The organism is bacterium (assembly GCA_004322275.1).
Taxonomy (GTDB): domain Bacteria; phylum Desulfobacterota; class Deferrisomatia; order Deferrisomatales; family BM512; genus SCTA01.
This window is the reverse complement of sequence record SCTA01000009.1, coordinates 13,458-25,794: the sequence shown is the minus strand read 5'-3', so window position 1 is coordinate 25,794 and position 12,337 is coordinate 13,458. Positions and strand designations below refer to the sequence as shown.

Annotated in this window: 12 protein-coding genes; 11 read left to right on the top strand and 1 reads right to left on the bottom strand. The window is 60.8% G+C overall.

From position 1 onward, the window contains the following. Positions 1-52: 52 nt before the first annotated feature. On the top strand, positions 53-715 hold the full coding sequence (gene deoC, locus EPN96_03200; protein ID TAL18040.1) for a deoxyribose-phosphate aldolase: 663 nt from the start codon (positions 53-55) through the stop codon (positions 713-715). Positions 716-881: 166 nt separating this feature from the next. Here deoC and EPN96_03195 read toward each other — a convergent pair whose 3' ends face one another. After that, entirely contained in the window at positions 882-1,835 is a 954-nt protein-coding gene (locus tag EPN96_03195; GenBank protein TAL18039.1) for a hypothetical protein, read from the bottom strand. Between the two features lie 114 nt (positions 1,836-1,949). Between EPN96_03195 and rlmN the strand changes: the two genes are divergently transcribed. From rlmN to EPN96_03145, 10 genes are all read left to right on the top strand, one after another. After that, a complete protein-coding gene (rlmN, locus tag EPN96_03190; protein ID TAL18038.1) occupies positions 1,950-3,008 on the top strand; it encodes a 23S rRNA (adenine(2503)-C(2))-methyltransferase RlmN in 1,059 nt (352 codons plus the stop codon). 3 nt (positions 3,009-3,011) lie between these two features. Then, positions 3,012-3,872 carry an S-methyl-5'-thioadenosine phosphorylase gene (mtnP, locus tag EPN96_03185; protein ID TAL18037.1) on the top strand — a complete coding sequence of 287 codons (861 nt, stop codon included), beginning with the start codon at positions 3,012-3,014 and terminating at the stop codon, positions 3,870-3,872. Between the two features lie 2 nt (positions 3,873-3,874). Beyond that, positions 3,875-4,789: a sugar kinase gene (locus EPN96_03180; protein ID TAL18036.1), complete on the top strand. Its 915-nt coding sequence runs from the start codon at positions 3,875-3,877 to the stop codon at positions 4,787-4,789. A gap of 67 nt (positions 4,790-4,856) precedes the next feature. Beyond that, positions 4,857-5,624 carry a tetratricopeptide repeat protein gene (locus EPN96_03175; protein ID TAL18035.1) on the top strand — a complete coding sequence of 256 codons (768 nt, stop codon included), beginning with the start codon at positions 4,857-4,859 and terminating at the stop codon, positions 5,622-5,624. A 3-nt stretch (positions 5,625-5,627) separates the two neighbouring features. Continuing rightward, positions 5,628-6,446 carry a helix-turn-helix domain-containing protein gene (locus EPN96_03170; protein ID TAL18034.1) on the top strand — a complete coding sequence of 273 codons (819 nt, stop codon included), beginning with the start codon at positions 5,628-5,630 and terminating at the stop codon, positions 6,444-6,446. Then, positions 6,443-7,279 carry a purine-nucleoside phosphorylase gene (locus EPN96_03165; GenBank protein ID TAL18033.1) on the top strand — a complete coding sequence of 279 codons (837 nt, stop codon included), beginning with the start codon at positions 6,443-6,445 and terminating at the stop codon, positions 7,277-7,279. Before EPN96_03170 ends, EPN96_03165 begins: the two co-directional genes overlap by 4 nt. Continuing rightward, positions 7,266-8,276, top strand: coding sequence for a thiamine biosynthesis protein (locus tag EPN96_03160; protein TAL18032.1), 1,011 nt, complete (start codon positions 7,266-7,268; stop codon positions 8,274-8,276). The genes EPN96_03165 and EPN96_03160 overlap by 14 nt, the downstream gene beginning before the upstream one ends. A 3-nt stretch (positions 8,277-8,279) precedes the next feature. Further along, a complete protein-coding gene (recG, locus tag EPN96_03155; protein TAL18031.1) occupies positions 8,280-10,427 on the top strand; it encodes an ATP-dependent DNA helicase RecG in 2,148 nt (715 codons plus the stop codon). Positions 10,428-10,757: 330 nt separating this feature from the next. After that, the gene (locus tag EPN96_03150; GenBank protein ID TAL18030.1) at positions 10,758-11,630 is read left to right on the top strand and encodes a bifunctional 5,10-methylenetetrahydrofolate dehydrogenase/5,10-methenyltetrahydrofolate cyclohydrolase; all 873 of its coding nucleotides are present in this window, start codon (positions 10,758-10,760) and stop codon (positions 11,628-11,630) included. Between the two features lie 10 nt (positions 11,631-11,640). After that, the gene (locus tag EPN96_03145; protein TAL18029.1) at positions 11,641-12,276 is read left to right on the top strand and encodes a formimidoyltetrahydrofolate cyclodeaminase; all 636 of its coding nucleotides are present in this window, start codon (positions 11,641-11,643) and stop codon (positions 12,274-12,276) included. Positions 12,277-12,337: the final 61 nt, after the last annotated feature.

The window sequence follows — 12,337 nt, the reverse complement described above, 5'->3', positions numbered from 1 at the left end:
AACTTTGAGTGATAGGTTCCGGTCTGCTCAAAAAATCTGCGGAGATATTTTGATGAACCCTTCCGAGATCAGAAAAACTCTTGAATCCACGCTGCTTGCGCCCACCGCAAGCGGAGCGGGGATCGAAAAACTCTGCGCCGAGGCGATGGCTCTCGGTCTCTACGGGGTCTGCGTCGCCCCTTGCAGGGTCAGGGAAGCGCTGGGCTTTTTAAAGGGTAGCGAGGCGCGGGTGGTCAGCGTCGCGGGGTTTCCACTGGGAAACTCCACGGCGGAAACAAAGGCGGGAGAGGTCGCGGAGCTTGTCCAAATTGGAGCCCACGAGGTCGATATCGTCGCCAACGCCGGGCTCTTTCTCGAAGGGCGGGTCAAAGAGGTCGCGGCGGAATTGAAAATGGCGAGGAAAGCGAGCGAAGGCCGGGTTTTAAAGGTTATCCTCGAAACCGGCTTTCTAACCCCTGCACAGATAGGAGAGCTTGGCGGGATAGCCCTGAGCGAGGGCGCGGATTTCCTGAAGACCTCCACCGGCTACGGCCCGAGGGGGGCGACCGTCGAGGATATAAGGATTCTCGCGGAAATCGAGGGGCCAAGGAGGGGGATAAAGGCCTCCGGCGGGATACGGACTTTAAGTCAGGTTGAGGAGCTTATCGCGGCGGGGGCGACGAGGATAGGAACTTCGAGCGCGGGGGCAATAATGGGGGAGGCGCTTCACGAATAAGTCAGGCGAGCACTTCTTCCACGACGCGGAGGGTTTTTCGATTTCCGGCAAACTATTTCGGCGAAGGGCAAGGAGTCCGCAGGGCGCGAGGTCGCAGGCAGTAGCGTGACTACGACGGGAGCGCCCGAGAAACGACGCAGCCATCCGTCGAAATAGGAAGCCGGTGCTAGTGCTTTTCGCTCTCGATGATCTCCATTGCCGAGAGGAACAGCCTGTCGGCGTTGGGTTTCGCGAAGAGCGAGGCTTCGAGGTGGGGCCTGTAGCGCTCAAGAATCCTGGTGAACCCTTCTCTGGACAGTTTCCCCTTGAGAAAATCGTTTCGCAGCCTCCTCGCCACCTCTCCGGCTGCTTTCAGGGAGTTCTGCCCCGTAGGATCGGCGCAGAAAATCCAGGATTCCTCCATCTCGGAGAGCAGGGAGGTGCAGGCGTTGAAGGAGAGCGCCTTGTAGTGGTCGATTCTCTCAAGGTCGAGGGCGGGGCTTTGGTTTTCCATCGCTTTTTGTACGAGCGATTGCCACTTGCTGGAGCGGCTCAGCAGAACCACGCCCTTGAAGAGGGTCTTGTTGGTCGCGAAGGAAAAGAGCTGGCGCGAAAGGACGCGCTTTAAAAGCTCGTCGTTGTCCAGGTGCATCTCTCTGGAGATGAGCGGCGGTATCTCCCAGACCTTCTGGGGGGCGTAGGAGTCAAAGCGCATCTCCAGAAGGGCGTGGTTGTTGGCCTTCGAGGTGAAGCCGACGATGAGCTTGTAGGGGACGAAGTAGTTGTGGGCTACCACGTCCGCCGCGAGGTGGGTCATGTAGCCCAGAGCGAACGCCTTCTGGCTCGGCTTTTCGGAGTTCTCCAGAACGTCCAGACCGACCGTCCACCTATGGCAGTGGTGGAGGTAGGGGGCCATCTTCTTGGCGACGACGATGTCGGCGGCTATAGAGCCGTAGTAAAAATCAAAGGGGTAGGCGCTGATGAGCTGGGCCGTCGCCGCGGGTATCAGCGATAGGTTAGCCAGAATCTGGCCGGAGAGTTCGAGATGCGTCGCCGGGCCGAAAGCGTGAGCCGTTCCGGCGGCGAAAAACACCCCTATTACCGCGAGAAGAAGGGTTAACCCGTTAAAGCCTTTAAACATATATTCAGTATAAGCATCGTCTGGCCGGTGTCAACGTCCCGGCGCGTTGACTGTTGTTCCCCGGCGGAGTATAAAACCGGGAAATTCACGAAGTTATAAAGGGATGGAGAGTATTTGAAACCGGTTTTACTTTACGGCCTCGACAGGGAATCGCTGGAGAACTTTATCGCCGGGCTCGACGAGAAACCCTTTCGCGCCCGCCAGATACTCAGCAACATCTACCGTCGCGGAGTGCTCTCCTTCGCCGGGATGACCGAGCTTTCGGTAACTCTCAGGGAAAAGCTCGCCGTCGAGGCGTCGCTGGAGTTGCCCGCGCTGGTGGAAAAGCAGGTCAGCCGGGACGGTACCGAGAAGCTTCTCCTCGAACTTTCCGACGGCGAGAGGATAGAGACGGTGCTCATTCCCGAGGAGGGCCGCCTTACCCAGTGCGTCTCCACGCAGGTGGGTTGCGCTATGGGGTGCCGCTTTTGCCGGACGGCGGGCGGCGGACTTGTCCGCAACCTCGAAGCGGGTGAGATCGTCGCCCAGATAATCGCCGCTCAAAAATACTGCCCGGAGCTTGGAAGGGTGACAAACGTGGTCTTCATGGGGATGGGCGAGCCCCTCCACAATTACGACGCGGTGGTGCGGGCCTTTTCCATAATCACCTCGGACTGGGGAATCTCGATTTCGAGAAGGAAGGTGACGGTATCTACCTCGGGGCTGGTGGACGCGATACAAAAACTCCCCCACTCCATGCTCATGAATCTCGCCGTCTCTCTCAACGCCACCACCGACGAGCAGCGCAGCGCCATCATGCCGGTCAACCTCCGCTGGCCCATCGCGGAACTTTTAAAAACCCTCGCCACATTGGAACTTCCCGACAGGGAGCACTTCACTATAGAATACGTCCTTCTCGGAGGGTTCAACGACACCCTCGAAGATGCGAAAAGGCTGGCGAAACTTCTTGCGCCCATAAAGTGCAAGATAAACCTCATACCCTACAATCCCCACGAGGGCAGCCACTTCAAGGCTCCCTCGCAGGAAGACGTGAGGAAGTTCCAGGAGTATCTTTTAGAGAAGAATTTCGTCGCGATGGTGAGAAAGAGCCGCGGCGATGACATTTTGGCGGCCTGCGGCCAGCTACGCGCAGAGCGGGCGGAGTGCCCGGCCGCGCCTGAAAAGGAGTCCTGAAGGATGGAAAAGGCTATAGGAATAATAGGCGGAAGCGGCCTTTACGAGATGGAAGGCCTTGAAAGGATAGCCGAGGTGGAGGTTCCCACCCCCTTCGGCATGCCCTCGGACAAACTTGTCACGGGGTATTACGCCGGAAGAAAGCTGGTCTTTTTGCCCCGCCACGGCAGGGGCCACCGCTACCTGCCCTCCGAGGTGCCCTACAGGGCGAACATTTACGCCTTGAAGTCCCTCGGCGTCGAGTGGGTGGTCTCCCTCTCCGCCGTCGGCAGCCTGCAGCCCGAGGCCAAACCCGGCGAGGTGGTCATTCCCGACCAGTTCATCGACCGCGCCCTCGCCCGTCCCAACACCTTTTTCGGAAACGGCCTCGCAGGTCACGTAGGCATGGCCGATCCGGTCTGTTCGCTCCTTGGCGACGCGGTTTTCAAGGCCGGAGAGGGGCTGGGGCCGAAGTTTCATCGGGGCGGCACCTACGTCTGCATACAGGGGCCGACCTTCGGGACGAGGGCCGAATCCCATCTCTACCGCCAGTGGGGCGCCACCATAGTCGGGATGACCAACGCCACCGAGGCGAAGCTGGCGAGGGAAGCGGAGCTTTGCTACGCCACCGTCGCGACGGTCACCGATTTCGACTGCTGGCACGAAGAAGCGGTCAGCATCGAGGCGATACTCGAAGTGCTCGGAAAGAACGTCAACAACTCAAAGGAACTGGTGCGGAGGGTCGTCTCACTGATTCCCGCCGAGAGGACGTGCGCGTGCAAGGAGGCGGCGAAGTACGCGATAATGACCGCCCCCGACGCCGTTCCCGAGAACACCCGGCAGGCGGTGAGCCTCCTCTACGGCAAGTATCTGAAAGGAGCGTAAAGGTGTCAGATCTTCTTGTAGTAGGCTCCGTCGCCATAGATTCGGTGGAAACACCCTTCGGCCGCGAAGAGGACTCCATCGGAGGAAGCGCCCTTTACTTCTCGGCGGCCGCCAGCCTTTTCGCCCCGGTAAAGCTGGTCGCGGTGGTAGGAGAAGACTTTCCGCCGGACGCGCTTGATTTTCTCTCCGTTCGGGGCGCGGATCTCTCCGGCCTCACCACAGTTCCGGGCAGGACCTTCAGGTGGAAGGGGCGCTACGGCTTCGATCTCAACGAGGCCCTCACCCTTGAGACCCACCTCAACGTCTTCGAGGGGTTCGACCCGGTTCTCACCTCCGAACAGCGTGCCGCCGAATACCTCTTTCTGGCCAACATTGACCCCGAGCTTCAGTTAAAGGTGCTCGATCAGGTGGATTCCCCGGCGCTGGTCGCCGCCGACACCATGAATTTCTGGATCGAGGGAAAGCGGGCGGCGCTTCAGAAGGTCATCGAGCGTGTAGACATTCTGGTGCTGAACGAGGCCGAGGCGAGAATGCTCGCCGAGGAATCCAACCTCGTCAAGGCGGGCAAGAAGATTCTCGACTGGGGGCCGGGAGGGGTGGTCGTCAAGCGCGGAGAGTACGGCGTTATCTATTTCGCCCCTAACCACGTCTTCAGCGCCCCGGCCTACCCCCTCGAATCCATCTTCGACCCCACCGGGGCGGGAGATACCTTCGCCGGGGGGTTCATGGGCCAGATTGCCCTGACGGGAGACATCTCCTTCGAGGGAATACGAAGGGCGATTGTCTACGGAAGCGCCGTGGCAAGCTTCAACGTCGAGAGTTTCAGCTTCAAGAGGCTTCTGTACCTAGAAAGGGAGGACCTCCGGGCTCGCTTCGAGGAGTTTCGCCGGATGACCTTCTTCGAGGCCGACATATAGGAATGTTGCCAAAAAAGCTCATATACGGCATCCTGTCGGTAAACCCGGCAAAAAGGAATCGGCACGATTGAAAACGCCAAACGTTAAAGCGGTATTTTTGGTATTTCTGGTTTTGTCCCTCTGCCTGGCGGCGGGGTGCTCGAACGATAGCGAGACCCGCAAGAACGACGCCCTGGCATCGCAGCAGCTCGCCTACGCCTTCATGAAGGAGGGGCGTCCCGCGAGGGCGCTGCAGGAATTGGCCAAGGCGGAGGCGCTAACCCCGGACGACCCCGAGATACACAACATGATGGGGCTGGCCTACTGGGCTCACAAGGAGTACGGACTGGCCGAAATGCACTTCAAGCGGGCGCTGGAACTCAAGCCCGAGTTTTCCGAGGGCGCCAACAACCTCGGGACTCTCTACATGTCCCAGGCGCGCTATACCGACGCGGTCGCCGCCCTTGAAAAAGCGCTTAAAAATGTCTATTACAACTCTTACGAGGCCGCACTTTCAAATCTCGGCTGGGCCTACTACAAGCTCGGCAGGATAGACGACGCCAGAAAAAGGCTCGAAGAGTCGATAGAGGTAAATCCCTCCGTCCCCCAGGCCCGCCTGAACCTCGGCATAGTGCTTTTCGACATGGGAAAGGATAACGACGCCCTGGAGCAGGTTAATCAGGCGCTACGCATCTACCCGGATTTCGCCGAGGCGCACCTCCAGAAGGGCATTATCCTCAACCGGAAAAAAGACCGTGAGGGCGCGGCGGAGTCCTTCAGGCAGGCCTGGAAGCTCGGCGCATCGTCCGAGACGGGCAAGACGGCGAAAACCTATCTGGATTTTCTGGAGAAATAATAGATGAACTCTGTTTCGCACAAGACCGGCGGTTTCGGTGAAGCCCTAAAGGAAGCCCGCTTAAAGGCCGGCTTCGATCTTCGCCGCCTGAGCGACATCACCCGGATTCAGATCCGCTACATTGAGGCTCTGGAAGAAGAAGACTGGGGAAGCGTTCCCAAGGGCGTCATCGGAAGGGGTTTCGTACGGCTCCTCTGCCGCGAGATAGGGGCTGATTGCGCCGGTCTCCTCGAAAAGTACAGAATCTCGCGCGGCGAGGACCCTCTCGCCCATCTGGCGCAGTACTCCGCCAACGATGGCGATATGGACATGACCTACGGGAAGGAAAAGCTTCCCGCCTTCGGGAAGATGTTCAATCAGGGAGCGCTCTACCTCGTGGGAATCGCCGCGGGCCTCCTCGTCATAATCGGCGTGGTCCTCTGGATCTGGAGCCCCTGGTCGAAGAAGGAGCCGGCGGAGCAGAAGGGTGCGAAGGTTGCCGCCGAAGCAGCAGCCCCCTCGGAGGTTTCGGCCAAACAGGAGACCCCCGCCGCGGTCCAGAAGGAGGCGGCCCAGCCCGCAACGCCCGCCCCCGGCGTCCTTGAGATTACCGCCTCTGCGAAAACCTGGCTTGTCATCGAGGGCGACGGGCTGGAAAACCAGAAGATCGAACTCGGAGAGAACGAGACCAGGAAGTTCGACTTAGCCAGAGTGAAGCTGACCTTCCCCGACGACGGCGCTCTCCAGCTTCGCTGGAACGGCGCGGCGCTCCGGACCCCGCAGAAGACGGGGGGCGAGGTGCAGGTAAGGTTCCCCGAAGATCTGGAGACCCTCAAGCCTTGACGGGTTTTTTCGAGGATTTTGAAGCCGAAGGAGCGGCGAGGGAGCTTGGGAGGGAATTCTCGGGGGTAGAGGCCTGCGCGGTGCTCGGCTCCGGCCTTTCGGGCGCGGCCGAGGTTCTGGGGGTCGAATTTCCCAGGGATTACCTCGGGCTGGCGGGAAAGAAAGCCTCAGCCCCCGGACACCCCGGAACCGCCGGAATAGCGCGTGTGGGAGGGGTAAAGCTCCTTCTTTTCATGGGCAGGCCCCATTATTACGAAGAGGGGTCGATGCGCACTGCGGCCTTTCCGGTACGGCTGGCAAAGGCGCTCGGGGCGCGCTTTTGCATGCTTTTTTCCGCCGTCGGCGGCATCGGGAAAGATATAGCGGTCGGAGACTGGATTTTCGTAGACGACCACGTGAACCTTATGGGCCAAAACCCCCTCCTCGGAGTCAAAACCTCCGGCGGCCCCCCCTTTGTGGACCTTTCCAGCCTTTACCGGCGCGACCTTTTCGAGCCCGTGCGCTCCTCCCTTCCCGGCATCTCCGTAAAGAGCGGAACCCTCGCGGGCTTTTCCGGCCCCACCTACGAGACCCCTGCGGAGATACGCATGGCGGCAACGCTCGGCTGCTCCACCGCCGGGATGTCCACCGTGCCGGAGAGCGTCTGGGCGAAATTCCTTGGCCTGGACACGGTAGCCTTCGGCAGGGTGTCGAACCCGGCGGCGGGGCTCGGCTCCGGCGGACTTAGCCACGAGGACGTTCTCCGCGAGACGCGGGCGGGCGGGCCGGAGGCGGCGAAACTCATAGAGGCCGCGCTTGCGGCGTGGGCGGCGGTTAAAAATGAGCGGGGTTAAGGCGGTAAGCCTCCTTTCGGGGGGACTCGATTCCATCCTCGCCACGAGGGTGGTGCAGGATCAGGGGGTGGAGGTAAAGGCGCTCCACTTCATAAGCCCCTTTTTTTGCGCCAGCGTAAAGGGGCGGGAAGAGGCGACCATCCGCCATTACCGGGAAAAGTTCTCCATCGACACGGAAATAATCGACGTTTCGAGAGAATTCCTGGAGATAGTGGACCACCCGCGCTACGGCTACGGCAAGAACTTCAACCCCTGCATAGACTGCAAGATATTCCTCTTCAAAAAGGCCCTTAAGCGGATGGAGGAATCCGGCGCGAAGTTCCTCATCACCGGCGAGGTTGTCGGCCAGCGCCCGATGAGCCAGCGGCGCGGTACGATGGACCTTATCGCCGCGAAGATGGGCGCGAAGGACATCCTTCTTCGCCCCCTCTGCGCAAAAATACTTCCGCTGACCCTGCCCGAGAGGGAAGGATGGGTTGACCGCGAAAAACTCCACTCCTTTTCGGGGCGCGGCAGGAAAGCCCAGATTGCGCTCGCCGAAGAGCTTGGCATCTCCGGCTATCCCACTCCCGCCGGGGGGTGCTCCCTCACCGATCCGATAAAAGCGGTCCGGGTGAGGAAATATTTCGACAAGACCGACCGGGCGCTGCGGAATCCCGACGAAATCCGCCTCCTTCTCTCGGGCAGGCCCTTTTGTTTTCCCGGCGGGAGCATCCTCACGATGGGGCGGAGCGAAGGGGAGAACAACGCCCTCAAGACCCTCTTTCGGGAGGGGGACGAGCTGGTCAAGGTCCCGGTGCATCCCGGACCTCTCGGCATCTTCCGGCCCGGCCCCGGCGGGGACGAGAGGGCGCTTGCCGCCTCGGTCCTTCTTCGTTACTGTCCCCGCGCTCCGGAAGAGTGCGAGGTCGGCTTCGGGGTCGTCGAGGACGAGCCGGAGAGAATGATAAAAGTCCGCCGGGCGAGCGACGAAGACCTCGACCCTTTCAGGGTGTAAGAGATGTGCGGCGTCCCGGTTTTGGCCGAGTTTCGCCGGATGCAGTCCGTACTCGGAACCCCCCTTACGCTCATCAAGGGCGTCGGCCCAAAGATAGGCGAGAAATTCGCCAAAAAGGGGCTCCTCACCGTCGAAGACGCCCTCTTTTTTCTCCCCATACGCTACGAAGACCGCACCCGCCTCGCCCCCATAAGAGAGCTGCACCACGGCCAGAGCGCCACCTTTCAGGGCGAACTGATTAGCCTCGAAGTGCGCTTCTACCGGAGAAGGAGGGCGCTGGAGGGGCTGCTAGCCGACTCCACCGGCGTCGCGGTGCTCAAGTGGTTTCACGGAAACTTCGACTGGCTGCGAAAGCGCTACCCGGTCGGCTCGACCCTCATCGCCTACGGGCAGGTGAGCGATTTCGGGGGCAGGCACGAGGTAATCCACCCCGACCTCGAAACTCTCGACGGCTCGAACGACGGGGAGATGGAAACCGTCACCCCGGTCTACTCCGAGGTGGAGGGAGTCCATCCCCGCGCCCTTCGCAAGATAATGAAAAAGGCGGTGGAGGCGGGAGCCTCGGTCTTCCTGAACGCCGTCCCCCCGGAGGCGGCGGCGCTCTCCGGGCTGGAGGGAGCCGCGTGGGTTGACATGGGCAAAGTCTTTCGAGAGCTCCATTTTCCCCCGAAGGGCGGAGAGGAGCTTGAAAAGATTGTCGCCTCCTCCCGCCAGGTACTCGTCCTCTCCGAATTTTTCCTCCTCCAGCTCGCTCTCCTTCGCAAGCGCGAGGGCGTCAGGGTCGCGCCGGGCATCTCCTTTCACCCTGATTTCGGCAGGATAAAGCCGCTCCTCCGCTCTCTTCCCTGGGAGCTTACCGGGGCGCAGAGACGGGTCTTGGGGGAGATACGCAGGGACATGGAGTCGGAGAGTCCCATGCACCGGCTCCTGCAAGGAGACGTGGGCAGCGGAAAGACCCTCGTGGCCCTCCTCTCCTCGCTGATGGCGGTGGAGAGCGGCTACCAGAGCGCTATCATGGCTCCCACCGAGGTGCTGGCGGAGCAGCATTACGCGAATATCTCGGCGCTTCTTAAGGGATTTCCCGTCAGGACGGCCCTTCTCACCGGCTCGGCGCCCGCCGGGGAGAGGGAGAGGATGCTCGGCGAACTCGCCTCCGGGGAGATCGACGTAATCATCGGCACCCACGCCCTCATCCAGCCCGACGTAGAGTTTAAATCCCTCGGCCTCGCCATCGTGGACGAGCAGCACCGCTTCGGCGTTATGCAGCGGGCTCTTCTCGCCTCGAAGAGGAGGGACGGGCGCACTCCGGACATGCTTGTGATGACCGCCACGCCCATTCCCAGAAGCCTCTCGATGACGGTTTACGGCGATCTCGATCTCAGCGTGATAGACGAGATGCCGCCCGGCCGCAAACCCGTCAAGACGAAGGTGGTCAGGCTGGAAAACCGGCAGAAAGCCTACGATTTCATCAGGGGCGAGATAGCGAAGGGGCGGCAGGCCTATATCGTCTGCCCGCTCGTGGAGGAGAGCGACAAGGTGGACCTTAGGGCCGCCGTAGAGACCTCCCTCCACTTTTCGGAGGAGGTCTTCCCCGAGCTTCGGGTCGGGCTGCTCCACGGCAGGATGAAAGCCGGAGAGAAGGAAATGGCCCTCGGCGCTTTTTACGGGGGAGAGATAGACATCCTTGTCTCGACTACGGTTATCGAGGTGGGCATCGACGTTAAGAACGCCTCCGTGATGGCGGTCGAGCACGCCGAAAGGTTCGGCCTCTCCCAACTCCACCAGCTTCGCGGAAGGGTGGGGCGGGGCGAGCACGACTCCTGGTGTTTTTTGATGGTCGGGGGGCCGGTCTCAGGCGACGCGAGGGAGCGGCTTTCGATAATGGAAAAGACCTGCGACGGCTTTCGGATATCAGAGGAAGATCTCAAGATACGCGGCCCCGGCGACATGCTGGGCACCCGCCAGTCCGGGCTGCCGGAGCTTCGCGTTGGGAACATCCTCACCGACGGCCCCCTGCTGGAGCGGGCCCGCAGGATGGCGCAGGCGGTCCTTCAAGCCGACCCCTCCCTCGAAAGCGAGGGAAACCGGGTCCTTGCCGCGATGCTCACCGAGGGGCTGCAGAGGAAACTGGCTATCCTGCGGGCAGGTTAGAGTCTCGGCTTCCTCTTTCGACGAATGGCTGCGTCGTTTCTCGGGCGCGGGTCTTGGCGTATTAACCGATACTGCCTTCGACCGCGCGCCCTGCGGACTCCTTGCCCTTCGCCGAAATAGTTTGCCGAAAGTTCGGAATAAATACTTCGTGCCCTTAGGAACCGGGGACTTCTCGTGTCTCTCTAGATTAAACGCCGTTACATTCAAAAAAGTCCCTCGAAAAGAGGGGATTCACGCCTAAAAAAATTGACAATCTTCCCCTTGTGTGGTTTTACTAACAGGGTTTGTCAACCAGCCCGTAAACTGAAATTATTTGCAACGGAGGGAGTCATGTCGGCCAAGATAATCAAAGGTGCCCCCATCGCTGAGGAGATCCGCGTAGAACTAGCCAAGGAGATCGAGGGGCTCAAAGCCAAGGGTTTCACGCCCAAGCTTTCCGTCGTTCTCGTCGGCGACGACCCCGGCAGCGTCTGGTACGCGAGAAACAAGGTCTCCGTCGGAGAGAAGATGGGCGTCGTCGTCGAAGTCACCGAGCTTCCCAAGGACACCCCCGAGAGCGACGTGGTCGCCCTCGTGAAGAAGCTGAACGCGGACGACAAGGTCCACGGCATCCTCGTAGAGCTTCCCCTTCCCAAGCACATCAACAAGGCCAACGTAATGAACGCCATCCTGCCCGCCAAGGACGTTGACGGCGTCACCGCCGAGCAGCGCGGCTACATCCTGGGCGACATGGAAGCCCTCGCCCTCGTTCCCGCCACTCCGCTGGCCTGCATCGAGCTGGTCAATCGCGCGGGCGTGGACATCAAGGGCAAGAAGGTCACCGTCGTCGGCAGAGGCGACACCGTGGGCCGCCCCCTCGCGATGCTCCTTCTCTCCAAGGGCCGCGACGCCACCGTCACCATCTGCCACTCCAGGACCGTTGACCTCGCCGGAGCCATCAAGGACGCCGACATCGTCTTCGCCGCCGCCGGAGCGGGCGCGAACCACCTCATCAAGGCCAGCATGATCAAGCCCGGCGCGACGGTCATCGACGCCGCGATCAACCAGAAGGAAGACGGCTCCATCACCGGAGACGTTGAACCCGCCGCCGCAGAGGTGGCCGGAGTCATCACCCCCGTCCCGGGCGGCGTCGGCAGCCTGACCACCACCATCATCGTCGGCAACACCGTCAAGGCGCTTAAACTCCAGAAGTCAATCAAGTAAGGAGGCGACCATGTCAATATATGAAAAGTCAATCAACGAGTACCTTGAAGTAGCCGCTTCCTCCAGCCCCACCCCCGGTGGAGGCTCCGTAAGCGCCATAGCGGCCACCAACGCCGCCGCAATGGTCAGCATGGTCGCCAACCTGACGATAGGAAAGAAGGGCTACGAAGAGCATCAGGGTGCGGCCACCGAAATCGCAGCCGCCGCCGTTAAGCTCATCGACCAGCTAAAGGCGCTTACCGCCCGCGACATGGAAGCCTTCGACCTCTTCGTCAAGGCTTGGCGCATGCCCAAGGACACCCCCGAGCAGAAGGCCGTCAAGGACGAGGCCAACGAAAAGGCCGCGCAGAACGCTTCTACGGTTCCGCTTGAGATCTCCAAGGTCTGCCTTGAGATTATAAAGCTCTCCGTGCAGCTTGCGCCCTTCGGCAACAAGTCCGCCATCTCCGACGTGGGCGTCGCGGCCTACATAGCCGAGGCGGCGATGAAGGCGGCTATGCTCAGCGTCGACATCAACATCCCCGGTCTCAAGACCAAGTCCTTCGCCGACATGCTCATCTGTGAGCGCGCCCGCCTCTTCGCCGAAGCCGAAGACCTCAAGGTCCTCGCCCTCGCCGACGTGAAGAAGAGAATGGCGGCCCACTAAAAGCGTATAACATCCGAACTCAGGACCGGGCGCTTCGCATCAGCAAAGCGCCCGGTTTTTT

What these genes read in the sequence shown, in the direction of transcription:
- recG (TAL18031.1), top strand. Translation starts at nt 8,280, where the DNA reads ATGTGCGGCGTCCCGGTTTTGGCCGAGTTTCGCCGGATGCAGTCCGTA.
- deoC (TAL18040.1), top strand. Translation starts at nt 53, where the DNA reads ATGAACCCTTCCGAGATCAGAAAAACTCTTGAATCCACGCTGCTTGCG.
- EPN96_03170 (TAL18034.1), top strand. Translation starts at nt 5,628, where the DNA reads ATGAACTCTGTTTCGCACAAGACCGGCGGTTTCGGTGAAGCCCTAAAG.
- EPN96_03150 (TAL18030.1), top strand. Translation starts at nt 10,758, where the DNA reads ATGTCGGCCAAGATAATCAAAGGTGCCCCCATCGCTGAGGAGATCCGC.
- EPN96_03195 (TAL18039.1), bottom strand. Translation starts at nt 1,835, where the DNA reads ATGTTTAAAGGCTTTAACGGGTTAACCCTTCTTCTCGCGGTAATAGGG.
- mtnP (TAL18037.1), top strand. Translation starts at nt 3,012, where the DNA reads ATGGAAAAGGCTATAGGAATAATAGGCGGAAGCGGCCTTTACGAGATG.
- EPN96_03160 (TAL18032.1), top strand. Translation starts at nt 7,266, where the DNA reads ATGAGCGGGGTTAAGGCGGTAAGCCTCCTTTCGGGGGGACTCGATTCC.
- EPN96_03145 (TAL18029.1), top strand. Translation starts at nt 11,641, where the DNA reads ATGTCAATATATGAAAAGTCAATCAACGAGTACCTTGAAGTAGCCGCT.